This is a genomic window from Microbacterium sp. PF5 (assembly GCF_004794315.1).
GTDB lineage: Bacteria > Actinomycetota > Actinomycetes > Actinomycetales > Microbacteriaceae > Microbacterium > Microbacterium sufflavum.
Map to the genome: position 1 here is coordinate 1 of NZ_SSDQ01000084.1, position 23580 is coordinate 23580.

General features: G+C 71.6%; 25 protein-coding genes, 1 tRNA gene and 1 pseudogene. 16 read left to right on the forward strand and 11 right to left on the reverse strand.

The genetic code is table 11. The features are described from left to right. Window positions 1-359, reverse strand: a pseudogene (locus DW297_RS06575) (hypothetical protein); the annotation flags it as partial. On the opposite strand from DW297_RS06575, the gene DW297_RS06580 reads away from it, so the two are divergent. From DW297_RS06580 to DW297_RS06590, 3 genes are read left to right on the forward strand one after another with little or no spacing between them, the layout of a single operon-like run. Beyond that, window positions 340-1734 (forward strand): ABC transporter ATP-binding protein, encoded by a 1395-nt coding sequence (locus DW297_RS06580; protein WP_342589024.1) that lies wholly within the window; start codon window positions 340-342, stop codon window positions 1732-1734. The pseudogene DW297_RS06575 and the gene DW297_RS06580 overlap by 20 nt on opposite strands. Next, complete coding sequence (locus DW297_RS06585) at window positions 1710-3275, forward strand: hypothetical protein (protein ID WP_136030619.1); 1566 nt, start codon at window positions 1710-1712, stop codon at window positions 3273-3275. Before DW297_RS06580 ends, DW297_RS06585 begins: the two co-directional genes overlap by 25 nt. 40 nt (window positions 3276-3315) lie before the next feature. After that, window positions 3316-3582, forward strand: coding sequence for a DUF3039 domain-containing protein (locus tag DW297_RS06590; RefSeq protein ID WP_028503536.1), 267 nt, complete (start codon window positions 3316-3318; stop codon window positions 3580-3582). Between the two features lie 2 nt (window positions 3583-3584). Here DW297_RS06590 and DW297_RS06595 read toward each other — a convergent pair whose 3' ends face one another. Further along, window positions 3585-4910, reverse strand: coding sequence for a nicotinate phosphoribosyltransferase (locus tag DW297_RS06595; RefSeq protein WP_136030621.1), 1326 nt, complete (start codon window positions 4908-4910; stop codon window positions 3585-3587). A gap of 61 nt (window positions 4911-4971) precedes the next feature. Here DW297_RS06595 and murI point away from each other — a divergent pair, with 61 nt between their 5' ends. The 4 genes from murI (at window position 4972) to DW297_RS06615 (ending at window position 8198) form a co-directional block, all read left to right on the forward strand. Beyond that, entirely contained in the window at window positions 4972-5808 is an 837-nt protein-coding gene (gene murI / locus DW297_RS06600; protein WP_136030623.1) for a glutamate racemase, read from the forward strand. A gap of 32 nt (window positions 5809-5840) precedes the next feature. After that, complete coding sequence (rph, locus tag DW297_RS06605) at window positions 5841-6578, forward strand: ribonuclease PH (RefSeq protein ID WP_136030625.1); 738 nt, start codon at window positions 5841-5843, stop codon at window positions 6576-6578. After that, complete coding sequence (rdgB, locus tag DW297_RS06610) at window positions 6575-7174, forward strand: RdgB/HAM1 family non-canonical purine NTP pyrophosphatase (RefSeq protein ID WP_136030627.1); 600 nt, start codon at window positions 6575-6577, stop codon at window positions 7172-7174. The genes rph and rdgB overlap by 4 nt, the downstream gene beginning before the upstream one ends. 103 nt (window positions 7175-7277) lie before the next feature. Continuing rightward, window positions 7278-8198, forward strand: a complete 921-nt coding sequence (locus DW297_RS06615; protein WP_136030629.1) for a cation diffusion facilitator family transporter — start codon at window positions 7278-7280, stop codon at window positions 8196-8198. 15 nt (window positions 8199-8213) lie between these two features. Here the strand turns inward: DW297_RS06615 and ligD are convergent, their stop codons facing one another. Beyond that, window positions 8214-10202 (reverse strand): non-homologous end-joining DNA ligase, encoded by a 1989-nt coding sequence (ligD, locus tag DW297_RS06620; RefSeq protein ID WP_136030631.1) that lies wholly within the window; start codon window positions 10200-10202, stop codon window positions 8214-8216. Window positions 10203-10259: 57 nt separating this feature from the next. On the opposite strand from ligD, the gene ku reads away from it, so the two are divergent. Next, complete coding sequence (ku, locus tag DW297_RS06625) at window positions 10260-11069, forward strand: non-homologous end joining protein Ku (RefSeq protein WP_136030633.1); 810 nt, start codon at window positions 10260-10262, stop codon at window positions 11067-11069. 24 nt (window positions 11070-11093) lie between these two features. Here ku and DW297_RS06630 read toward each other — a convergent pair whose 3' ends face one another. The 5 genes from DW297_RS06630 to DW297_RS06650 form a co-directional block, all read right to left on the reverse strand. Continuing rightward, complete coding sequence (locus tag DW297_RS06630) at window positions 11094-11858, reverse strand: DedA family protein (RefSeq protein WP_136030635.1); 765 nt, start codon at window positions 11856-11858, stop codon at window positions 11094-11096. 78 nt (window positions 11859-11936) lie between these two features. Then, window positions 11937-12018: transfer RNA gene (locus DW297_RS06635), tRNA-Leu, on the reverse strand. Window positions 12019-12084: 66 nt separating this feature from the next. Continuing rightward, on the reverse strand, window positions 12085-12666 hold the full coding sequence (locus tag DW297_RS06640; protein WP_136030637.1) for a hypothetical protein: 582 nt from the start codon (window positions 12664-12666) through the stop codon (window positions 12085-12087). Continuing rightward, complete coding sequence (locus tag DW297_RS06645; RefSeq protein WP_205828241.1) at window positions 12663-13511, reverse strand: endonuclease/exonuclease/phosphatase family protein; 849 nt, start codon at window positions 13509-13511, stop codon at window positions 12663-12665. The genes DW297_RS06640 and DW297_RS06645 overlap by 4 nt, the downstream gene beginning before the upstream one ends. After that, window positions 13508-14308: a glycosyltransferase family 2 protein gene (locus DW297_RS06650; protein WP_240744536.1), complete on the reverse strand. Its 801-nt coding sequence runs from the start codon at window positions 14306-14308 to the stop codon at window positions 13508-13510. Before DW297_RS06650 ends, DW297_RS06645 begins: the two co-directional genes overlap by 4 nt. 141 nt (window positions 14309-14449) lie before the next feature. On the opposite strand from DW297_RS06650, the gene DW297_RS06655 reads away from it, so the two are divergent. From DW297_RS06655 to DW297_RS06685, 7 genes are all read left to right on the forward strand, one after another. After that, window positions 14450-15640 carry a CpaF family protein gene (locus DW297_RS06655; protein ID WP_240744537.1) on the forward strand — a complete coding sequence of 397 codons (1191 nt, stop codon included), beginning with the start codon at window positions 14450-14452 and terminating at the stop codon, window positions 15638-15640. Then, window positions 15637-16494 carry a type II secretion system F family protein gene (locus DW297_RS06660; protein ID WP_136030641.1) on the forward strand — a complete coding sequence of 286 codons (858 nt, stop codon included), beginning with the start codon at window positions 15637-15639 and terminating at the stop codon, window positions 16492-16494. The genes DW297_RS06655 and DW297_RS06660 overlap by 4 nt, the downstream gene beginning before the upstream one ends. Continuing rightward, complete coding sequence (locus tag DW297_RS06665; protein ID WP_136030643.1) at window positions 16491-17429, forward strand: type II secretion system F family protein; 939 nt, start codon at window positions 16491-16493, stop codon at window positions 17427-17429. Before DW297_RS06660 ends, DW297_RS06665 begins: the two co-directional genes overlap by 4 nt. Window positions 17430-17495: 66 nt before the next feature. After that, window positions 17496-17675 carry a hypothetical protein gene (locus tag DW297_RS06670; protein ID WP_136030645.1) on the forward strand — a complete coding sequence of 60 codons (180 nt, stop codon included), beginning with the start codon at window positions 17496-17498 and terminating at the stop codon, window positions 17673-17675. A 1-nt stretch (window position 17676) separates the two neighbouring features. Continuing rightward, window positions 17677-18078 carry a TadE/TadG family type IV pilus assembly protein gene (locus tag DW297_RS06675; RefSeq protein ID WP_240744538.1) on the forward strand — a complete coding sequence of 134 codons (402 nt, stop codon included), beginning with the start codon at window positions 17677-17679 and terminating at the stop codon, window positions 18076-18078. Further along, on the forward strand, window positions 18068-18502 hold the full coding sequence (locus tag DW297_RS06680; protein WP_240744539.1) for a TadE family protein: 435 nt from the start codon (window positions 18068-18070) through the stop codon (window positions 18500-18502). Before DW297_RS06675 ends, DW297_RS06680 begins: the two co-directional genes overlap by 11 nt. Next, window positions 18499-18930, forward strand: a complete 432-nt coding sequence (locus DW297_RS06685; RefSeq protein ID WP_136030649.1) for a hypothetical protein — start codon at window positions 18499-18501, stop codon at window positions 18928-18930. The genes DW297_RS06680 and DW297_RS06685 overlap by 4 nt, the downstream gene beginning before the upstream one ends. A gap of 12 nt (window positions 18931-18942) precedes the next feature. On the opposite strand, the gene DW297_RS06690 is transcribed toward DW297_RS06685, so the two are convergent. Then, the gene (locus DW297_RS06690) at window positions 18943-20172 is read right to left on the reverse strand and encodes an MFS transporter (protein ID WP_136030662.1); all 1230 of its coding nucleotides are present in this window, start codon (window positions 20170-20172) and stop codon (window positions 18943-18945) included. Window positions 20173-20294: 122 nt separating this feature from the next. Between DW297_RS06690 and prfB the strand changes: the two genes are divergently transcribed. Further along, window positions 20295-21407 (forward strand): peptide chain release factor 2, encoded by a 1113-nt coding sequence (gene prfB / locus DW297_RS06695; RefSeq protein WP_136030651.1) that lies wholly within the window; start codon window positions 20295-20297, stop codon window positions 21405-21407. A gap of 47 nt (window positions 21408-21454) precedes the next feature. Here prfB and DW297_RS19320 read toward each other — a convergent pair whose 3' ends face one another. Together DW297_RS19320 and DW297_RS06705 are read right to left on the reverse strand one after the other, a co-directional pair. Further along, entirely contained in the window at window positions 21455-22600 is a 1146-nt protein-coding gene (locus DW297_RS19320) for a DUF2510 domain-containing protein (RefSeq protein ID WP_136030653.1), read from the reverse strand. 31 nt (window positions 22601-22631) lie between these two features. Beyond that, on the reverse strand, window positions 22632-23580 hold a 949-nt coding region (locus DW297_RS06705; protein WP_136030655.1), incomplete at its 5' end, for a DUF4352 domain-containing protein.

Sequence of the window (23580 nt, forward strand, 5' to 3'; positions counted from 1 at the left end):
TCGTCATCGAAGGCCTCGTCATCGAAGGCCTCGTCATCGAAGGCCTCGTCATCGAAGGCTGCGGCATCGAAGGCTGCGGCATCGAAGGCTGCGGCGGCGAAGACCTCCGCATCGGCGAAGAGCGTCAGCGCAACGGCGGCACCGGCCAAGGCGGCCGCAGAAAATGCCGCCGCGTCGCTCGAGGTCGTGGTGGAGCCGACGCCCAAGGGCAGCGTTGATGCTTCAGCCGTGTCGCCCGCAGCGCGCAGCGCCGATGCGGCGCGACTCGCGGCGGCGAGGAACACGGCAGCGCGCACACCCGCGCGACCCCGACAGGCCGGCGCCTCCCGGGCGGCGGCGGTGAAGAACGCGGCGGCCACGCCGACGTCCCCACGGGCGGCGACGTCCACAGCGACCGCTGCGAAGACGGCGGCGGCGAAGGCGGCGGCGGCCAAGTCGGCAGCGGCGAAGAGCACGGCGCGCTCCGCGTCGGCGAAGACAGCGGCGGCCAAGACGGCTGCCGCGAAGGCCGCAGCCGAGAAGGCCGCAGCGGAGAAAGCCGCGGTCGAGAAGGCCGCAGCTGAGAAGGCGGCAGCCGAGAAGGCCGCAGCCGAGCAGGCGACGCACGAGGGGACCGGCGAGGAGGCGGCGGCCGACGGGGCTGCCGCGCTCGAGACCGTCACGGAGACGCCCGCCGTGGACGGTGAGGGCGTCGCGATTGCGTCCGCCACCGTGGTGGCGGACGACACGGTAGCTCCGATGTCCGCCGGCTCTGTGGGTGAAGCGGCGTCCGATGATCCGGGCGCGGACACCATCGTCGCAGAGCTCGAGCCGACCGCCGAGAGCACAGCCGTTCCCGTGCCCGCCGATGCGGTGGAGCCCGTGCCGAACCCCACAGCCGACGCGCTGACGGACGACTCAGTCGTCGTCGTCGATCCGGAGACCTCGCAGGAGCCGCCGCTGCGTGCCGAGGGTTCCCGTGAGGACCAGCCGAGCACCGAGGCGATCCGCATCCGCGGCCTGGTGAAGCAGTTCGGCGACAACCGCGCCGTCGACGGCATCGACCTGTCGGTGCCCGCCGCCTCGTTCTACGGGATCGTCGGACCGAACGGTGCGGGCAAGACCACCACGCTCTCGATCGTCGCGGGGCTGCTGCGCGCCGACGAGGGGAGCGTCGTGATCTGCGGCATCGACCAGGCCGTCGACCCTCTCGCCGCCAAGCGCGTCATGGGAGTGCTTCCCGATCGCCTTCGCACCTTCGACCGCCTGACCGGCCGACAACTCCTCTACTACTACGGACTGCTTCGCGGGCTGGCGGCTGACGTCATCGAGAAGCGCGCCGCGGATCTGGCTCGCGCCTTCGATCTCGGAGACGCGCTCAACCGCGTGGTGTCGGACTACTCCGCGGGTATGACGAAGAAGATCATGCTCGCCGGTGCGATGATCCACTCGCCCCGCGTGCTGGTGCTCGACGAGCCCTTCGAGTCGGTCGACCCCGTGTCATCCGCCGTCATCCTCGACATCCTCCGCGCCTACGTCGCCCACGGGGGCACCGTGATCCTGTCGAGCCACGGCATGGACCTGGTCGAGCGGGTGTGCTCGCGTGTGGCGATCATCGTCAACGGCGAGGTGCTCGCGGAGGGGACGATCGACGAGGTCCGCGCGGGGCAGACCCTCGAATCGCGCTTCGTCGAGCTCGCGGGCTCCAGCGGCGAGGTGGAGGGGCTGGAATGGCTGCACACGTTCTCCGACTGAGGTTCGCGCTCCTCCTCGGCGCACTCCGCGGTGAACGCCGGATCCGCACGCTGCTGTCCTTCGGGGCCGTCGTCGCCGTGACGGTCGTGGTCTGCGTCGCGGTGTTCAGCCTGACCGACGCCTCCGTGCCGGTCGCCAGCGCGGTCACCGTGCTCGGCGGTGCGGCGGTGCTGCTCGGCTTCCTCGTGGGGCCGCTGCTGGTCGGGGCGGTGGACCAGCTCGACCCCCGTCGGTTCGCGGTGTTCGGCGTCGACGAGCGCCGACTGCCCTGGGTGCTCATGCTCGCCTCGCTGGTGAGCGTGCCGAGCCTCGCCCTTCTCGCCGTCTATGCCAGCGTGTGCATCGTCGCGATCGAGGCGGGCGCGCCGTGGCCACTCGCGGTGATCATGTCTCTGCTCGGCCTGTTCATCACGGCCCTGATCGCCCGGATCGGCATGGCGCTGAACGCGATGCTGCTCCCGGAGCGTCGATCGAGGGAGCTCACCGCCCTGTTCGCGCTCGCCCTGATCGTGATCGCATTTCCCGTCGCCGTGTTCCTTGGTTCGTTGCGATGGGACGGTGACGTGCCCGCGTCGATTGCGACGCTCACGTCGGTGATCGGTGTCACTCCGTTCGCTGCGGCTCCGGCCTCTGCGTTCGCCGCGGCGGCAGGAGAGACCGGGACGGCGTGGGCGAGCGGTGCCGTCGCTGTGGTCACGGCCATCGCCCTCGCCCTCGTCTGGGCGTGGTTCGTCCGTCGTCTGCTGACGACCACCGAGCGGCCCGTCACGGCACGGGAGCGCACGGGCCTCGGCTGGTTCGGCCTGCTGCCGTCCAACGCTTTCGGAGCGATCGCGTCGCGCAGCCTCGTGTACTGGCTGCGGGACCGTCGCTACATCATGAACGTGATCGTCGTGCCCGTCGCCGGGGTGCTGACGGTGCTGCCGCTCATCGTCGCCGGTGTCCCGATCGAGATCGCGGCCCTCATCCCGGTTCCGGTGATGGCGCTGTTCTTCGGCTGGCTGCCCCACAACGACATCGCCTACGACTCGACCGCGCTGTGGACGCACGTGGCGAGCGGGGTACGCGGCCTTCCCGACCGCCTCGGACGGCTCGTCCCGGTGCTCCTCGTGGCCGTCCCGGTGCTCGCGATCGCGGTGCCGCTGTCGTTGCTGCTCGTGGGGAGCTGGACCCTCCTCCTTCCGCTGGTGGGTCTCGCGGTCAGTCTTCTGCTGTGCGCCCTCGGCATCTCGAGCGTGGTGTCGGTGGTCGCACCGTACGCGGTGTCGCGACCCGGGGACAGCCCCTTCCAGCAGCCGCAGCGGCCGACGTCCCACGGTGCCTACGGCCCCGCCGCGGCGTTCCTCGGATCCATCGTCCTGAGCGTGCCGACGATCTGGCTCTTCGCCGCCACGATCGTCTCCGGTTCGGCGTTCGCGCCCGCGGCGTTCTGGGTGGGGCTGTTCACCGGCGCGATCGTGCTCGTCGCCGGGGCTGTGCTCGGCGGGCGCATCTTCGAGCACAGCGGAGAGCGGCTCATGGAGTTCGTCGAGACCGCGTGACGGCCGCCCACCGGCCCCACGACGCGGCTAGAATCGCGGAATGAGTACTCCGCTGGACAGCCCCGATCAGGGCGGCGTGGCAACGCTTGATCGCGAACTGGAAGAGCTCCTCCGGGAGGAGAACCTCGAACCGGGCGACCACGAGCGCTTCTCGCACTACGTGAAGAAGGACAAGATCCTCGAGTCCGCGATCACCGGGAAGCCGGTGCGCGCTCTCTGCGGCAAGAAGTGGACGCCGGGCCGCGATCCGGAGAAGTTCCCGATCTGCCCGACGTGCAAGGAGATCTACGAGTCGATGGTCGGCTGACCTCAGTCGGCCTCGAGGTAGACGGTCGGGATCGCCGGGTCGGACTTGCTGAGCGCCAGGGCGCGCACCGGCAGCTCCTCGCGCACGCGAAGGTGATGTGCGCGGGCGGCCGCCGTCCCGGCGACACCCTCGTGCGCGGTGTCGATGTCGCCGTCCTCGACGAGAGTGACCTGGAGCGGCCGGCCGTCCGCGTGCTCAGCGGGCGTGTCGAGCTCTTCGAACCCGTCCGAGACGACGACGGTCTCCGCCGTCGCGACGCCGTCGGACAGCGTCCGGAACGCTGCCTTCCGCCCCCCGAACGACGCCTTGTCGGCGGAGGCCTTGGCCACCCCGATCCAGGCTCCGTCGGCATCCTGCCGCGCGACCAGCTTGTACACCATGCTCGCAGTGGGGTAGCCGGACCCGGTCACGACCGAGGTGCCGACGCCGTACGCGTCGACGGGTGACGCGGCGAGAGCGGCGATCGCGTACTCGTCGAGGTCGCTGGTGACGGTGATGCGCGTTCCCGTCGCTCCCAGCTCGTCCAGCTGTGCGCGGACCTCGGCGGCCACGATCGGCAGGTCACCGGAGTCGATCCGGACGCCGCCCAGCTCGGTTCCTGCCACGCGGATCGCCGTCTCGACGCCGCTGCGGATGTCGTACGTGTCGACCAGCAGGGTGGTGTCGACGCCCATGCTCGCGACCTGGGCGCGGAAGGCGTCCTCCTCGGAATCGTGCAGCAGCGTCCAGGAGTGCGCCGCCGTGCCCATCGTGGGGATGCCCCACGTGCGGCCGGCTTCCAGGTTGCTCGTGGCGGTGAAACCCGCGATGTAGGCGGCGCGGGCCGCGGCGACGGCGGAGCGCTCGGCCGCACGGCGAGATCCCATCTCGGCCAGCGGTCGCTCACCGGCCGCGATGCTCATGCGCGCCGCGGCCGTCGCGACCGCGGAGTCGTGGTTGAGCACGCTCAGCGCGAGGGTCTCCAGGACGACGGCATCCGCGAAAGATCCCTCCACCGTGAGGATGGGGGAGCCGGGGAAGTAGAGCTCGCCCTCGCGGTACCCGCGGACCGAGCCCGTGAAGCGGTAACGCTCGAGGTGGGAGAGCGTCTCGGTGTCGACGACCTGCTCGTCGCGCAGGAAGCGCAGCTCGTCGTCGCCGAACCGGAAGTCGCGGAGGAGGCTCAGCAGGCGCCCGGTGCCCGCGACGACGCCGAAGCGTCGGCCGCCGGACAGCCGACGCGAGAACAGCTCGAACACGCTCGGACGGAACGCGGTGCCGTCCCGGAGCGAGGCGGCGAGCATCGTGAGCTCGTAACGGTCGGTGAGCAGCGCCGTCGACGTGGTCATCCGCCCAGCATAGTGAGCCGCGATACGCGGGCCCTGCCGCGCGCGGGTAGGCTGGGGAGTCATGAATGACGCGCCGATCGGGATCTTCGACTCCGGTGTCGGCGGGCTCACGGTGGCCAGGGCCATCCGCGCCCAGCTGCCCAGAGAATCCTTCGTCTACATCGGCGACACCGCGCACTCGCCCTACGGCCCGAAGCCGATCGCCGACGTGCGCCGCTACGCTCTCGAGGTGCTCGATACCCTGGTCGACCAGGGCGTGAAGATGCTCGTGATCGCCTGCAACACGGCCTCGGCGGCGATGCTGCGCGATGCGCGCGAGCGCTACGACGTCCCGGTGGTGGAGGTCATCGGCCCCGCGGTGCGCCGAGCCGTCTCGACCACGCGCAACGGCCGGGTCGGCGTGATCGGCACGGTCGGCACGATCGGCTCCCGCGCGTACCAGGACATGCTCGAGGTGAACGAGCGCCTGCAGGTCTTCACGGCCGCCTGTCCGCGGTTCGTCGAGTTCGTCGAGGCCGGGGTCACCGGAACCCCGGAGGTGCTCGCCGTCGCGGAGGAGTACCTCGCGCCGCTGCGAGAGGCCGACGTGGACACGCTCGTCCTCGGCTGCACGCACTACCCGTTCCTCCGGGGTGCCATCAGCTACGTGATGGGCGAAGGCGTGACCCTCGTGTCGAGCGATGACGAGACGGCCGGCGACGTCTACCGTCAGCTCGTGCGCGGCGATCTGCTGGCCCCTGCGGATGCCACCGCCACCTACGTCTACGAGGCGACGGGCGACTCGGCCGACGATTTCACCGCGCTCGCCAACCGGCTGATGGGCCGCGAGGTGCGCGACGTGCAGCTCGTCCACACCGGCGTCATCACCCTCCCCGACCCCGCGCTCGACGCGCGCTGATCCGCTCGCCCGTCCCGAACCGAGAGAAGCCCATGACCGACATCGTCCGTGCCGACGGCCGTTCCGCCTCGCAGCTGCGCGAGATCACCATCGAGCGCGGCTGGAGCGCGCAGGCCGAGGGATCGGCCCTGATCAGCTTCGGGGGCACCAAGGTGCTGTGCACCGCCTCGTTCACGAACGGCGTGCCGCGCTGGCTCACCGGCAAGGGCAAGGGCTGGGTGACGGCCGAGTACGCGATGCTCCCGCGCGCGACCAACAGCCGCAACGACCGCGAGAGCGTGAAGGGTCGCATCGGCGGTCGCACGCACGAGATCTCGCGGCTCATCGGCCGTGCCCTGCGCGCCGTGGTCGACACCAAGGCGCTCGGCGAGAACACGATCGTGATCGACTGCGACGTGCTGCAGGCCGACGGCGGCACCCGCACGGCGGCCATCACGGGCGCCTACGTCGCCCTTGCCGACGCCATCGAGTGGGGCCGCGAGAAGAAGTTCATCGGGCGCAACTCGACGCCGCTGCTCGACTCGGTCGCGGCGGTGTCGGTCGGGATCGTCGACGGCGAGCCCCTGCTCGACCTCGCGTACGTCGAGGACGTGCGCGCCGAGACCGACATGAACGTGGTCGTGACCGGTCGCGGCCTGTTCGTCGAGGTGCAGGGCACCGCCGAGGGGGCGCCATTCGACAAGCGCGAGCTCGACGCGCTCCTGGAGCTGGGACTCGCGGGCTGCGAAGACCTGAAGGCGCGGCAGCTCGCGGCGCTGGCGGGGGAGTGACCGTGCGCGTCGTCCTGGCGACCCACAACCCGCACAAGGTCGAGGAGTTCCAGCAGATCGTCGCCCAGGCCAGGCCCGACCTGGAGGTGGTCGGCTACGACGGTCCCGAGCCCGTGGAGGACGGCGTGACCTTCGCGGAGAACGCGCTGCTCAAGGCCAGGGCGGCAGCCGCGCACACCGGGCTTCCGGCGCTCGCCGACGACTCGGGCATCTGCGTGGACGTGCTCGGCGGATCACCCGGTGTGTTCTCCGCGTACTGGGCCGGACAGAAGAAGGACGCGGTGGCGAACCGGGAGCTGCTGCTCGACCAGCTCCGCGACATCGCCGACCCGCACCGAGCCGCACACTTCACGTCGACGATCGCGCTCGTGGTCCCGGGTGGAGCCGAGCACGTGGTCGAGGGGATCTGGCCGGGGCGGCTCGCGCACGCGGCGTCCGGCGACGGCGGCTTCGGCTACGACCCCGTGTTCGTCCCGGACGGCCAGGACGCGGGAGCCGAGCGCACGGTCGGGGAGTTCACCGCCGAGGAGAAGCAGGCGCAGTCGCACCGCGCCCGCGCCTTCACCGCCCTGATGCCCCTGCTCGCGGGACTCTGACCTGGGCGGCCGCGGAGAAGTCCTGCTGACGGTGAGAATCGTTACCCTTCCCGACTAGCCAGGATCGGCCGTTCCGGGGCGATCCCCGGTCTAGCCTGGAGGCATGCACGATCACGCGCCCGCGCCCGGCGGTCTCCGCTCGGCGAGCAGCAGACGCCTGCTCGCCATCTCGTTGACGCTGACCGCCACGGTCATGATCGTGCAGGTGGTCGGCGCTCTGCTCACCGGATCGCTGGCGCTGCTCGCCGACGCGGCCCACATGTTCACCGACGCCTCCGCGCTCGTGATCGCGCTCATCGCGGCCACCGTCGCCGCCCGACCCGCGGACGACCGTCGGACGTTCGGATACCAGCGCGCCGAGGTGTTCGGCGCGCTGGTCAACGCGGTGATCCTGATCGCGCTGGCCACCGTGGTGGCCGTCCAGGGGGTCGAGCGCCTGCTGAATCCGAACACGGTGGAGGTCGCCGGCGGTCTCATGCTCGTCGTCGCGGTCGTCGGCCTGGTGGCCAACGCCGTGTCGATGTGGCTGCTCAGCCGAGCCCAGAAGACCAGCATCAACGTGCGCGGGGCCTACCTGGAGGTGATGGGAGACCTGCTGGGCTCGCTGGCCGTCATCGTCGCGGCCGCCGTGATCCTGCTCACGGGCTGGATGCCGGCCGACGCCATCGCCTCGTTGTTCATCGCGGCCATGATCATCCCGCGGGCGATCTCGCTGTTGCGCGAGGTCTTCTCGGTGCTGTCCGAATCGGCTCCGAAGGGCACGGCCGTCAGCGAGATCCGCACACACCTGCTCGGCTATGCAGGGGTGGTCGGCGTGCACGACGTGCACGTGTGGCAGCTCACGCGCGGAGCCCCGGTGTTCACCGCCCACGTGAGTGTGGAGCCCGCGCTCCTGGCGGACGGGCGCTCCGCCGCTCTCCTCGCCGAGATGCAGTCGTGCCTCGCCGACCACTTCGACGTGGCGCACTCCACCTTCCAGATCGAGCCAGCCGAGCAGTCGGACTGCGAGCCGCACCACGCGTGACGCGGCGGGCGGCGCTCACTCCTCGACGGTGATCTCGTCGGGGGTCTTGTCCGGCCGGAGGCCCCGCCACCGCGCGTGACGCAGGATGCCGTCCGGTGTCCAGTTGCCGAACTCGACCTCGCCCACGAGCTGCGGTCGCACCCACAGCGCGTCCGAGGCGTCGGGCCTCGGCACGCCGTCGAGCGGCGGAGCGGACACCCGCAGCGGCTCGAGGCGCGCCATCAGCTCGCGGAGCATCCGGTCGCTGAACCCCGTGCCGACCCGTCCCACGTAGCGCAGTTCTCCCTCGTCGGGCACGGCCAGCAGCAGGGACCCGAGCGTGCCGTCGCGTTCGCCCTTGCCCGGACGGATGCCCACGATCACGGCCTCCTGCATGCGCGTGTTCTTCAGCTTGAGCCAGGACGGTGAGCGGACGCCGGGGCGGTAGCGGGACGCGGGGTCCTTGACCACGACGCCCTCGAGACCGAACTCGTCGCTCGCGCCGAGGGCCGCGTCCACGTCGTCGAACACCGGCGGCACCTGGACCGGCGCCTCGAGGTCGGCGACCAGGTCTTCCAGCAGCGTGCGGCGTTCGCGCAGCGGCATGCCCGTGAGGTCGTGCCCGTCGAGCCGGAGCAGGTCGAACAGCATGTAGACGACGGGCGTGCGCACCACCTCGCGCTCGATCTCGCGCGGGCGGGTCAGGTGCATCCGGTTCTGCAACAGGGAGAAGCTCGGCCGTGCGTGGGCGTCGAACGCGACGATCTCCCCGTCGACGATCGCCTCGTCGACCGGGAGGAACGGCGCCCCATCGGCCGTGAGCTCGGGGTATCGCGCGGTGATGTCGGTGCCGCGCCGGGCGTGGAGCAGCATGCGACCGTCGCGCCAGGTGCCGATCGCGCGGATCCCGTCCCACTTCACCTCGACCCACGACGGGGAGCTGAGGCCCCGAGCGAGCGCCGGCGTGCCGGTCTCGGCGAGCATCGGGTCGAGCGAGGGCAGTGTGGTGCCCGCGGTGGGCGCGGCGGCGGTGGCCAGCGGGCGCCGCTTGCGGGCGGGGGACTCGGCCGGCCGGGATGTGGCGGCGACCGCGGACTCGCGCGCGGGAGGCGCCGCGACCGGAGCGGCGGTGTGGGGGGACGGGTGGAGCGATGCGAGCGGATCGATGCCCGAGGCGGCCCGTGCCAGCACCTCGTCGAGTTCGAGGTGCGCGAGCCCCGGATCGTCGAGCTCGTCCCACGTGCGCGGCGCCGCGACCCACGGCCGCTCGCGCCCCCGCAGCGAGTACGGGGAGATCGTGGTCTTCTTGGCGTTGTTCTGGCTCCAGTCGAGGAACACGCGCCCGCCGCGGACGGCCTTCGACATCACGCTGGTGGCGAGGTCGGGGTGCTCGTTCTCGATGATGCGGGCGAGCTCCTTCACGACCGCGGAGACCTCGGCGCTTGTCTGTTCCCCTGGCAGGGCGGCGTAGAGGTGGATGCCCTTGCTGCCGCTGGTCACCGGGAGCGGATCGAGCCCCATGCCCTGCAGGAGCACCCGGGCCAGGCGGGCGACCTCGGCGCACTCGGGCAGTCCGACGCCCGGACCGGGATCGAGGTCGAGCACCAGGCGGTCGGGGCGTCCGGGCAGACCGTCCGCCGTGAACCGCCACTGCGGCACGTGCAGCTCGATCGCGGCCACCTGGGCGAGCCACACCAGCGTCGGCACGTCGTCGACCAGCGGATACTCCTTCGGTCCGTCGGAGTGCTGGATGGCCTGGCGGGCGATCCACTCCGGGGCGCCGGGTTCGAGCTGCTTCGTGAAGAACGCGTCGGCCGGGGCCTCTGCGGTCCCCACCCCCTCTACCCAGCGCTTCCGGGTGACGGGGCGACCGTGCAGGAGCGGCAGCAGCTGCGGCGCGATCGCGGTGTAGTAGGCGATGATCTCGCCCTTGGTGGTGCCGGTGGCGGGGTACACGATCTTGTCGAGGTTCGTGACGCGCAGCCGTCGGCCGTCGATCTGCACGACCTGCGCCTCTCCCACCATGGGCCCAGCGTAGTCAAGGGCTGGTCGTGACAGGTGGGGCTGGTGTCTACTGGTGGGATGAGGACCATCTGGAAGGGCGCGCTGACGTTCGGGCTCGTGAACGTCCCGGTCAAGGTGTACTCGGCGACGGAGGACCACGACGTGCCGCTGCATCAGGTGCACGACAAGGACGGCGGGCGCATCCGCTATCAGCGCACGTGCGAGGTGTGCGGCGAGACCGTCGCGTACTCCGACATCGACCGCGCCTACGTGGAGGACGGACAGACGGTCGTGCTCACCAAGGACGACCTCGCGGCCCTCCCGGCGGAGAAGAGCCGGGAGATCGACGTGGTCGAGTTCGTGCCGTCCGACCAGGTCGACCCGCTCACGCTCGACAAGCCCTACTACCTCGAGCCGGATTCGAAGTCGCCCAAGGCGTACGTGCTGCTGCGCAAGACGCTCGAGCAGACCGACCGCACGGCGATCGTGCGCTTCACCCTGCGGCAGAAGACGCGACTCGCGGCGCTGCGCGTGCGGGGCAAGGTGCTGGTGCTGCAGACGCTGCTCTGGTCGGACGAGGTGCGCGAGGCGGAGTTCCCCTCGCTCGACGAGGACGTGCGGATCTCGAAGAAGGAGCTCGAGCTGTCGTCCTCCCTGGTCGACAGCTACTCCGCCGACTTCGACCCCGAGGAGTTCGTCGACGAGTACCAGAAGGAGCTCCGGACCCTGATCGACGCGAAGATCGACGCGGGGGAGACCTTCGATGTCGCGGAGACCTTCGGAGACACCGAGAAGGCGGCGGACGGCGGCGAGGTGATCGACCTCATGGAGGCCCTGCGGGCGAGCGTGGCGCGGTCGAAGGAGAAGCGCGCGAAGAGCGCCGGCTGACCGTGCCGGACCCGGTGGACCGGGTCAGTGCTTGCCGTCGCCGTCCAGGTCGGGCGCGCGGTCGAACACTTCGGGATCGAGGGCGAGCTCCTCGGCCTCGCGGTGGTCGGTCACCACATCCTCGCCCGCCGCCGCGGCCTTCTTCGCCTTGTGACGCTCCGTGAGGTAGTGCCACAGCGTGACCGCGGCCGTGCCACCGACGGCGATCAGGAGGATCACGTCGATGTAGTCGACGACGAGGTCGCGCACCCAGGGGATGTACGCGATCAGGTAGCCGACCATCGTGAGTCCGAAGCCCCACAGCATCGCGCCGATGAGGTTGTAGAGGGTGTAGCGCCGCCACGGCATGTGGCCCACGCCGGCCGCGACCGGGGCGAAGGTGCGCACGATGGGGACGAAGCGGGCGAGGATCACGGTGATGCCGCCGAACCGCTCGAAGAAGGCGTTGGTGCGCTCGACGTTCTTCCTGCTGAAGAGGCCGGACTCCTTGCGTTCGAAGATGGCCGGACCGCCCTTGTGGCCGATGTAGTAGCCGACCTCGCCGCCGATGAATGCCGACAGCGCGATGAGGAGCGTGACGACCCAGATGTTCACGCCGAAGACGTTGCTGGTGTGGGTGAGCAGCCCGGCGATGATCAGGAGCGTGTCACCGGGGAGCAGGAAGCCGACCAGGAGCCCGGTCTCGGCGAACACGATGAAGCACACGACGAGCAGTGCCCAGGGCCCTGCCGCGGCGATGATCGTCTGCGGATCCAGCCAGGGGATGAGGGCGGTCGGTGCGTGCAGCATGCTTTCGAGCACGGAAGGGGTCCCGTCGGTCGTGAATTGTCGGCGGTAGTGCGATGAGGGATGCCACAGCACCCGTCGTGCGGAAGGTGGGACTTGAACCCACACGCCGTGAGGCACAGGAACCTAAATCCTGCGTGTCTGCCAATTCCACCACTCCCGCGCGGTGGGTTCAGTCTACTGACCCGGGCCGAGCTCCACTCTGGGGATCGGCCCGCAGTTTCCCGTCTCAGCGGCGCGGATCGCGCTCGAGTCCGACCACCGCGACGACGGCTCCCGCGACCAGGGCGCCGAGCCCGCCCATCGCCATGTCCCCGATCGTGTCCTCGTAGGTGACGAAGATCTCCGTCGTGATGAACGTGCGGCCCGCCCACTCGACCATCTCCCACAGCGCGCTGGCCGCGAGTCCGATGAGCGGGCAGACGACGAGCGGGAGACGCGGGCGGAACGCGGGGGAGCCCTGGGGAGGGACGATGCCGAGGCGCGCGAGCACCACGTAGCCGGTGGCGGCGATCACACCCGTGCAGAGGAAGTGCACCACGAGGTCCCAGCCCGGCAGCGAGCGGTACAGGTCGAACACGTTGCTCACGGCCGCGATCAGCACGATCGCTCCGACCGCGAGATCGGCTCCCCCGCGCAAGCCGAGCGCTCGGGGCAGCATGAGGGCCGGGAGCGCGAACGCCAGCACGCCCGCGTCGGTGGGGGTCGACCAGATCGCCGCGATGATCACGCTCAGCATGCCGACCGCCCGCACGCCGTCGGCCGCGTACTCGGCGACGGTGCGGGGCGGGCGGAGGAAGTCGTCTTTCATGCGCCCTCCCCGAGGGGACCCGGTGCCGGCGGAGCGAGGTCGACCAGGGCCTGAACCGGAAGGTGGTCCGACGGCCAGCCGCCGCCGTGCTGCCGCGGATCGATCCCCGCCCGGACCACGTGCACCTCCGCGGACGCGAGGATCGCATCGATGCGTCGGCCGACCCGGGGCGTCCGGTAGTGCGCGAACGTGCCCCACGCCGGCGTCGCCCTGGTGTCTGCCACACGCCAGGTGTCGCGCAGCACCCCGTCCGCGGTGAGCGCCCGCCACGGCGCCGAGCCCTCGGCCGCGTTGAGGTCTCCGGTGACGACGACCGGAGTCCCCGCTGCGACCGCCGCGGCGTGCACCTCTGCGGCCTGCCGCCTCCGGGCCCACGGCGAGAACGCGTCCAGGTGCGTGTTGAGGAGCGTGAACTCGACCCCGCAGCGCCGGTCGCGGAACCGCGCGCCCACAACGACCCGCGGCAGGACGCTCGTCCACGCGATCGAGCCCGGCACCTCGGGACGGTCGGACAGCGCGCGCTGCCATCCGTCGAGCAGCTCGAGCCGCTCCCTGTCGTAGAACACCGGGCATCCCTCGCCGCGGGGACCGGGACGCCGACCGTGGCCGATCGAGCCGTACGCGGGGCCGAGGGCCGCCCGGATCGCACGCGCCTGCGTGGGCAGGGCCTCCTGCACCGCGAGCACCGTCGGCTGCTCGGGGCGCAGCATCGCGGCGACGTGGTCCCGGCGGGTGGCCCAGCGGTCGGCCGCCCGCACCGCCAGCACACCGAGGTCGCGGCGCACGTTGACGCTCATGATCAGCAGCTCGGTGTCGCGCGGACGGCCGAGGAGCGGCGCGCTCACGACCGCCACCTCGCTGGAGCGGGGACGCCGAGCCGATGCAGCGTGCGGCGCAGGGCCAGCCGCGTCCACCGCACGGGCGGGAAGTCCTCCGGCCAGTGGATCAGCACCGTGCGGACGCCGCGGTGCACGCGGCGGGCGAACGAACGGCCGCTGTGGAAGGGACGCATCGAGATGCCCATCCCCGCCTCGCGCGCCGAGCGGATGCGGTGGCGTTCGCCGAGGTGGAACGCGAGGTCGAGGTCGTCGTGCACCTCGGGGTCGTCGCGGTGCACGCGGTCGCGCACGTCGCGCCACGCCCAGCGCCGGAGCGCGAGGTTCGAGCCGAACAGCGGTGCATGTCCGAGGGCGCTGCCGCACACCAGGGCGTAGGCGAGCAGATACGCGGTCGCGAGCGGGCGGCGCAGCAGTCGCGGTCCATCGAGGAAGAGCGCGCCCCCGGTCCACGCCGCGACCCCGGGGTCGCGCACGCAGGCCGCGAGCATGACCTCGACCCACTGCCGGTCCGGGATGCAGTCGGCATCGAGACGCAGGAGCACGTCTCCCGACGCGGCGTCGTAGCCGGCTGCGCTCGCCGCGGCCGTGCCGGGTGTCGCGCAGTGGATGAGCCGCACGCCATGAGCGGACGCGACCGCGCCGGACGCGTCGGTGGAGGCGTTGTCCACCACCAGGATCTCGTCCGGAGCGCGCGTCTGCGCGGCGAGTGCCGTGAGGCAGCGGTGCAGTTCGGCGGCGTCGTCCTTGACCGGGATCACCACCGTGACGGTGGGGTCGGGGGTGGCTGGTGTGGCGCGCTGCACGTCGTCTCCTCGCGGCTCGTCGGCCCAGCGTAGGCGGCGGGTGGGACCTGCCGCGACACGGTTGACAGCGCCCGGGGGTGGTCGATAGGGCGGTGTGGATAACTCCGGAGGGGCCGCGGCGATCCTTGTCAGGATGCTCAGGTGATCCATCCCTCCACGGCCATCGCCGAACACGTCCGTCGTCGCCTGCGTGCCGAGGGCGTCGACCCGGCCGACGACCCGGAGCGTGCGAGATCCATCGCGCGCTCGGAGGTGCGGCGCTACGACGATCTCGCGCTGGCGCGCGGGGCGGAGCCCGTGGACGACGAGACCGCGTGCATCAGGGAGGTGCTCGCCGCGGTCGGCGGCTTCGGGGTCCTGCAGCCGCTCCTCGATGCGCCGGACATCGAGGAGATCTGGGTCAACGGCGACGGCGGCGTGCACGTGGCCCGCGGCGGCACATCCGAGCGCACCGGCCTGCGCCTCGACGAGACCGTCGTGCGCGACCTCGTGGAGCGCATGCTGCACTCCTCGGGACGCCGCGTCGACATCGGCCAGCCGTTCGTCGACGCGTCGCTGCCCGACGGCTCTCGGCTGCACGTCGCGATCGCCGACGTGGTGCGCGGCGCGTGGAGCGTGAACATCCGCAAATTCCTCACCGGGCATCGCACGCTGGACGAGCTCGTCGCGCAGGGCTCGCTGCCGCCCGCGACGGCGGCGGAGCTGGCGACCGCCATGCGCGAGGGGGCGACCGTGATCGTGTCCGGGGCGACGCACGCGGGCAAGACGACGATCCTCGGGGCGCTTCTCGCGGCGTGCGCGTCGTCTCAGCGCATCGTCACGGTGGAGGAGACCTTCGAGCTCGCGGTCGGCGGGCCCGACGTGGTGGCGTTGCAAGGACGGCAGCCCAGTCTGGAGGGCACGGGGGAGATCACCCTGCGACGGCTGGTGAAGGAGGCGCTGCGCATGCGCCCGGATCGGCTCGTGGTCGGCGAGGTGCGCGACGCCGAGGCTCTCGACCTCGTCCTGGCGCTCAACACCGGCGTGCCGGGGGCGTGCACGGTGCACGCCAACAGCGCGGTCGAGGCGATCGAGAAGCTCTGCCTGCTGCCCCTGCTCGCCGGACGGAACATCGACCGTGGTTTCATCGCTCCCGCCCTGGCATCCGCGATCGACCTCGTGGTGCACTGCGAGCGGGATCGGGAAGGACGACGCCGCGTCCGCGAGATCCTCACCCCATCCGGCGAGGTCCGCGACGGTCGCGTGCAGTGCCGGACGGTGTACGACGCGACCGCGGAAGCGCGGGACCGGGTGGCGTCGTTCGCGGACCTCGTCGGGGGAGCACAGGCGTGAGCGTGCTGCTCGGGGCGATGCTGGCGGCGGGCCTGCTCCTGGTGCTCTCGCCCTGGCTCTGGCCGGCGGAGCGCCGGGCGCCGCGTGCGATTGCTCAGGGGCGCCTCACACGGCTCGGGGAGGAGGCCGGTTTTCCCGCGCTTCCCGCCTCGGCGCTGATCGCCGCGATCGGCGCGGCGGCCCTCATCGCCGGATCGATCGTCTGGCTCATGACCGGGGTCACGGTGCTCGCCGCGCTGGCGATCCTCGCGGGAGGGGTCGCCCCCGTCGCCTTCCTGCGCGGCCGGAGGCGGCGGCTGCGGCGACTGCGCCGGCAGCTCTGGCCCGACGTGTGCGATCTGCTGATCGCGTCGATCAGGGTCGGGCTGTCGCTCCCGGACGCGGTGGCGTCGCTCGGCGAGTCCGCACCGCCCGCACTCCGCCCCGCTTTCCGCGCGTTCGCTCGGGACCTGGAAGGCAGTGGCCGGTTCGAGTCGAGCCTCGACCGGCTGAAGGATGCGCTCGCCGACCCGATCGGCGATCGCATCGTCGAGACCCTGCGGATGGCGCGGCAGGTCGGGGGCACCGAGCTGATCGGGGTGCTGCGCGCCCTGTCGGCGTCGGTCAGGGCGGATGCGGCGCTGCGCGGAGAGGTCGAGGCACGGCAGTCGTGGATCCGCGGGGCCGCGGTGCTGGGGGCGGTCGCGCCCTGGGTCATCCTGACGCTGCTGGTGCTGCGACCCGAGGGAGCCAAGGCCTACGGCACCCCCGAGGGGGTGGTGGTGATCTGCGTCGGCGCCGTGGTGTCGGTCGCGGCCTTCCGCATCATGGTCCGCATCGGGCGTCTCCCCGAGCCGCGGCGGTGGTTCGGATGACCGGGATCACGGCGCTCGCGGCCGCGGTCCTGCTGGGAGGCGGTTTCGCGGCCGGGGTCCTCCTTCTGCTCGCGCGGCTGCCTCGGTGGCGGGCGGCATCGCTGATGTCTCGGATCGCCCCCTACGTGCGCGACGTGGTGGACGATGAGCGGCTGCCGGCGACGGCGCTTCCGGGCGTCGGACGCCTCCCCGCGCACCGGAGCTCGCCGGGCGAGCGGGTGCGCGATGCCCTCGAGCGTCTGGTGGGCGACGGCGACGTGCTGCGCAAGCGCCTGGCGCAGGCGGGGTCGGCGCTGAGTCCTGTCGCGTTCCGGGGCAGACAGCTCGCCTGGACGCTGGCGGGCATCACGACCGGTGCGATCGCGGTGATCGTGCTCGTGCTCACCGGTCGCTGGTCGGTGCCGGTCGGTGTGATCCCGCTGCTCGCCGGCACGACGGCCGCGATCGGCTACGACATGCAGCTCTCCGCCCGCGTCAGGGCTCGGCGCACGCGGCTCGCCGACGAACTACCGACGACCCTCGAGTTCCTGGCGCTGTGCCTCTCGGCCGGCGAGAGCTTCCTCGACGCGGTGCGGCGCGTGGCCGGGGTGGGGTCGGGTGAGCTGACCGGGGAACTGCGCCGCGTCGTGCTGGAGGTGGGGACCGGGTCGACGCTCGCGGAGGGGCTGGGCGATATGGCCGCACGGCTGGAGCTGCCCGGCCTCTCGCGCGCGGTGGACCAGATCGTCGCCGCACTGGAGCACGGAGCACCGCTGGCCGCCGTGCTGCACGCCCAGGCCGGGGACGCGCGCGAGGAGGCCAAGCGCACCCTCATCGAGCAGGCGGGGCGCAAGGAGATCCTGATGCTCCTGCCGCTGGTCTTCCTGATCCTGCCGCTGTCGGTGGTGTTCGCGATCTATCCCGGGCTGTTCATCCTGCGGCTCGGCCTCGGTTGACGCGCCGGGCGCACGGCCTGTGGATAACCGCGGACGCGGGTGGGCGCTCCCGGGCAGACTGACGGCATGATCACACGCCTGCGTTCTCCGCTCCGTGCCCTGGCCGACGACGAACGGGGAGACGTCCCCGGCTGGGTGCTCGTGACACTCATGACGGCGGGGTTGGTCGTGGTGATCTGGGCCGTCGCGGGGCCCGCGCTGACCTCGCTGTTCGAGCAGGCGATCCAGCGGGTGTCGGGTCTCTGACGTGCCCCTCCGTGCGGCCGTGATCGATGACCGCGGGTCGAACCCGGTGGAGTTCGTCCTGGTCGGCACGCTCCTCACCGCCCTCACCCTCGCGGTGCTGCAGCTGGCGCTCGCGGTCTACGTGCGCAACGTGGTGCACGACGCGGCGGTGGAGGGCGCCTACTACGCGGCCCTCGCAGACGTCTCGCTCGGCGAGGGGAAGCAGCGCACGCAGGATGTGATCACCCGCGCGATCGGCTCCGCCTACGCGGAGGACGTCGCCGTCGGGACGTCGCGCGTCGCGGACCGGGAGTCGGTCGACGTGCGGGTGAGGACCAGCCTGCCGGTGTTCGGCCTGATCGGCGTGCCGTATGGGCTGCAGGTCGAGGCTCACGCACCGGCGGAGTCGTTCGATGCGGGATGATCGCGGCTCGAGCTCCCTGGAGTTCATCGCCGCCGGGGTTCTGATGCTCGTGCCGCTGCTGTATCTGGTGATCGTGCTCGGCTCCGTTCAGGAGCAGACGCTGGGGGTCGAGGCCGCCGCCCGGCACGCGGCGCGCGTGATCGCGACCGCTCCCGACGCGAGGACGGCCGCCTCCCAGGGCGATGCGGTGCTGTCGAGCATCGCATCGCAGTACGGCATCGACGACGACGACGTGCAACTGGCCGTGACGTGTCGTCCACAGGGCGTTCCGTGCCCCTCCGCCGGTGCGACCGTCATGGTCTCGGTCGCCACCAGCGTCCGCCTGCCGTTCGTACCCGCGGTCCTGGGCCTGGACAGAGCCGTGTCGGTGCCGATCGAGGCCGTGTCGGCGCAGAAGGTGTCGCGTCAGTGGGGTGCCGAGTGAAGGCGGGGGACGCCGCCCGGGGCACGGACGCGGAGGAGGGGAGCGTGCTGCTGCTCGTGCTCGGCTACGTGCTGCTCGCGCTCGCCGTGATCTTCGTGTGCGCCTGCGCCACCGACCTGTACATCGCCCAGAAGCGCCTGGACGCCCTCGCCGATGCGGCCGCGCTCGCCGGAACCGACGGCTTCGTCCTCACGGTGCAGGGGGAGACGCCGCGCGCGGAACTCACGGACGAGGCGGTGGCGGCGCAGGCCCGGCCGCTCGTGGACGGTGCGGGCGGGGACGAGGTGCTGGTGTCGGCGACCTCCCCGGACGGGGCTTCGGCGCGCGTGACCGTTCGCACGGCGTGGCATCCACCGCTCGTGTCGCCGTTCGTGCCGGAGGGCCTTACGCTGCAGGCGACCGCGACGAGCCGCACCGCCCTGCGGTGACCAGCCGGGGCCTCACGCTTCGTCGGGCGGATCCGGGCGGGGGACGAAGCGGGGGATCCACCGGAGGAAACCGGCAGCGCCGAGCAGTCCGATCACGCCGATGGCGCCCGCGGCGACGGAGAGCGTCGACACCGCGGTGATGGCGGAGACGAGCAGCGGGGCGACGGCGCCGCCGGCATCGGTCAGGGTGCGCCAGGAGCCGAGGAAGGCGGCGGGCTCGCGCTCCGGGGCGACGTCGGCGCCGAGCGTGAGCAGGATGCCGCTGGAGAGCCCGTTGCCCACGCCCAGGACGGCGGCGAACATCCCGAACCACAGCACCGCGGCATCCCCGTCGTGGGTGAAGGCCAGAGCGAGGAACCCGACACCCATGAGCAGCATCGCCGGCATGGCCGCCCACAGCCGCCCGAACCGGTCCATCACCTGCCCGCTCGCGTAGAAGAGGGCGAAGTCGATCGCGCCCGAGACCCCGACGACCAGCGCGATCGTCGACGCGTCGAGCCCCAGCGACAGGCCCCACAGCGGCAGGACCACCTGCCGGGCGGAGCGGACGGCGGACAGAGACGCGGCGGCGAGACCGAGCCGTGACAGCAGTCGGCGCTGCCGCCACATGGTCTGGAAGATGCCCGCGCGCTCGATCGTCGGGATCGAGCCGCTCACGGCCTCTCCGCTGTCTTCCACGAAACGCTCGGTCGAACGCACCGGCGGGATCGTGGCCTCCGGGTCCGGCCCGAACAGCACGAGCAGCACCATCACCACGAGGCAGACGGCGAAGAACCAGATCGCCGCGGACTCGCTGCCGAACAGCTGCAGAAGCCCCGCGGCGACGAACGGGCCGATGAAGATGCCCAGACGGAAGCTGCCGCCCAACAGGGACAGTGAGCGCGCACGGAACGGCAGGGGTACGCGCGTGGTCATGAACGCGTGCCGCGCCAGCCCGAACGCGGCCGCGCACAGCCCGAGCACGAACACGGAGGCCGCGAGCACGCCGAGCGACGGCGCGAACAGCATGCCCGCTCCGGACAGCAGCGCCGCCGTTCCGGCGATCACCATCGTGTATCGCTCGCCGATGCGGCCCACGGCCCAGCCGGCCGGGAGGTTCCCGCAGAGCTGTCCCACCACGAGCGCCGACGCGACCAGCGCCGCCGTCGCCACGTCTGCGCCCATCGACGCGGCGATCACCGGGATCAGGGGGATGACGGCCCCCTCGCCGAGAGCGAAGAGGACGGTGGGCAGATACACCATCGGTCCGAACTGACGAAGGACGGTGGATGCGCTGCTCACCCTGCTCACGCTACTCCCGCGCGGGAGCAGCACCCGACGACGGCGTCCCCGCGGGCGCGGGCGGCACGTTAGGCTGAGGTGTCATGCTCGAACTAGATCTCTCCGCCGAAATCCAGGCGCTCAGGCACACCTTCGGCGACATCAGCGAGGTCGTCGATGTCAACCGTCTGCGCGAGGACATCGCGCGACTCAGCGAGGAGGCCGGTGCGCCCGACCTCTGGGACGACACCGAGAACGCGCAGAAGGTGACGAGTGCGCTGAGCCACCGTCAGTCCGAGCTCGCGCGCATCACCGGCATCGCTCAGCGCCTCGACGACCTCGAGGTGCTCGTCGACCTGGCCAACGAGATGGGCGACGAGGACTCCGCCATCGAGGCGCGCAACGAGCTCGGCACCCTGACCGACCTCATCAACCAGCTCGAGGTGCAGACGCTCCTCGACGGCGAGTACGACGAGCGCAGCGCGATCGTCACGATCCGCTCTGGGGCGGGTGGCGACGACGCCACCGACTTCGCGGAGATGCTCATGCGCATGTACCTGCGGTGGGCTGAGCGGCACAAGTACCCCGTCAAGGTGATGGACACCTCGTACGCCGAGGGTGCGGGCATCAAGTCGGCGACCTTCGAGATCGATGCCCCCTACGCGTTCGGCACGATCTCCGTCGAGGCCGGCACGCACCGCCTCGCGCGCATCAGCCCCTTCGGCTCGGCCGACAAGCGGCAGACGTCGTTCGCCGCCGTCGAGGTGATCCCGCTGATGGAGGAGGCCACCGAGGTCGACATCCCGGAGAACGACATCCGCGTCGACGTGTTCCGCTCCTCGGGCCCGGGTGGGCAGTCGGTCAACACGACCGACTCCGCCGTGCGCATCACGCACCTCCCGACCGGCATCGTCGTGTCGATGCAGAACGAGAAGTCGCAGATCCAGAACCGGGCAGCCGCCATGCGCGTGCTGCAGAACCGCCTGCTGCTGCTGCAGAAGGAGCAGGAAGCGGCGAAGAAGAAGGAGCTGGCGGGCAACATCACCGCGAGCTGGGGCGACCAGATGCGCTCCTACTTCCTCTACGGCCAGCAGCTGGTGAAGGACCTCCGCACGGGGCAGGAGTCGGGTAACCCCGCCGCGGTGTTCGACGGCGACCTCGACGACTTCATCTCCGCCGGCATCCGCTGGCGCAAGCGCCGCGACGACGACGACTGACGCACGAAGGCCCCGGATCGCTCCGGGGCCTTCGTCGTGTGCGGCGGTCAGCGAGCGGCGCCGCGCAGCGTGCCGGTCACATCGTCGTAGCTGTAGGCGATGCACTGGATCGCGCGGTCGCCCGCACGGGTCCATGACGCCTTCGTGGGCTGGTAGCTGTAGAAGTCCAGCTCCGACTGCTCGTACGGGACGCCGACGAATCCCTCGAACTGCGCCAGGCAGCCGTCCCACGCCTCGTCGAGCAGTGCGCTCTCGCCGGGGAAGGTCTGGTCGTCGACCTCGTAGATGAAGTACACCTCGTCGGTGTGCGGCTGATCGCACGGCACGACCGGGAGCTCGAAGATCGTGTCCTCGCCGGTGTAGTCCACGTAGGGGAGGCAATCGCCCACCTCGAGGTCTTCGAACGCGACCATCTCGGCGCCGTCGATCGTCGACGGGTCGACGGGCGAACCGGACTCCGTCGCCGGCGCGCTCGGCGACGGCACCGGGTCTCCGGACGCCTCGACCGACGTGAGCCCGACCGCGATCAGGGCGACCGCGCCAGCGAGGGTCGAGCCGAGCACGGCCACGGCGAGCCCGGCGATGCCCGGCCACTTCGTTCCCCGCAGGAACAGCGAGACGAGCGACACGACGAAGCCGGCAGCCACGACGACCCATCCGATCGGCGCCGTGAGGGGCACGCACGCGAGCACGACCCCGACCAGCGCGACCGCGAGCCCGACCAGGCCGGGGATCGACGGACGCCGCGCGGTCGTGCTCGATGCGGCGGTCGGTGCGCCCGGGGAGCCGGGGCCCGGTGGCACGGCCGCTCCGTTGCCCGGGGCCGCGGTGGCTCCGGACCCCGGGGCTGCGGCGTACGGGGGCGCCGTGTACGGGGAGGACGGGGTGAACGGCGAGGACGGCGGCACGAACGGCTCGAAGGCCGCCTGGACCGGGGTGGCTGCGAGCGGCACCGGGGGTGTCGGCATCGCGGGCGTCGGCATCGCGGGCGTCGGCATCGCGGGCGTCGGCACCGCGGGTGCGGGCTCGGTCCCCGCGGTGGAGGCGGGAGGCTGCGGTACGCCCGACGACGCCGGGATCTCGGGCGCAGAGGGGTTCGGGTCGATGCTGCGGACGTGCGCGGTCCACTGCTGGCCGTCCCACCACCGCAGGCTGCCGGAGCCGTCGTCGTACCAGCCCTCGGGTGTCGTCATGAGCGGTGCCTCTGTCTTCTTCGGGCGGCGCTCAGCGCGCGGTGGCTTCCACGGTCACGCGGGCGACCTCCTGGAACAGCTCGTCGCTGACGATCACGACGTACGATCCGCTCTGGGCGACGTCGAACGACACGGTGCCCTGCGTGGTCTCACCCGCCGGGAGTTCACTCGATTCGAGCGTGGCATCGCCGAAGATGTCGTAGTCGCCCTCGGCACCCTCCGCGGTCTCGACCGAGAAGTACAGCGGGTTCACATAGGTCGTGCCCTCGAGCGTCTCCCACGTGAGGTCGATCACCAGGTAGCCGCCGTTGGTCGCCTCGAAGTCCGAGCCGTTGGTGGTGCCCCAGGTGGCGGACGTGATCGTCAGCTCCGCGCTGCCGGACATCTGCGTCACGGTGATCGGATCGCCGAGGCTGCCCTCGACGACCGTGCCGGAGCCGGTGCCGTCGTCCGTTCCGGAATCCGTGCCGGAGTCGCTCGTCCCCGTGTCGGAGCCGTCGTCGGGCAGCGAGTCGGAGCGGTCGACCTGGCTGGCGACGGCACCGAGGAAGAACACGAAGCTCATGATCGCGGCGATGATCGCGCCGAGCACCGAGACGCCCAGGCCCGTGATGCCCGGCCACTTCTTGCCCTTCAGGAACAGGGAGATGAGCGACACGATGAAGCCCGCGCCGAGGAACAGCCACGAGAAGACGACCGTGAACGGCGTGAAGGCGAGGAGCAGGCCGAGGGCGGCGAGACCGAGGCCGACGAGGCCCAGCACGGAGATCTTCGCCGGCGCCGGGGCTGCCGCGGCGTAAGCCGGAGCGCCGGGGTAGCCGCCGCCCTGAGCGGGATACGTCTGCGCGGTGGGGTAGGCCGCCTGTCCGGGGTAGCCGCCCTGGCCCGCAGGCTGCGCGGCGGGGGAGTACTGCCCGGGGTAGCCGCCCTGCGGAGAGGCGGCCAGTCCGGCGGGAGGCTGCACTCCGGTCGGACTGGCC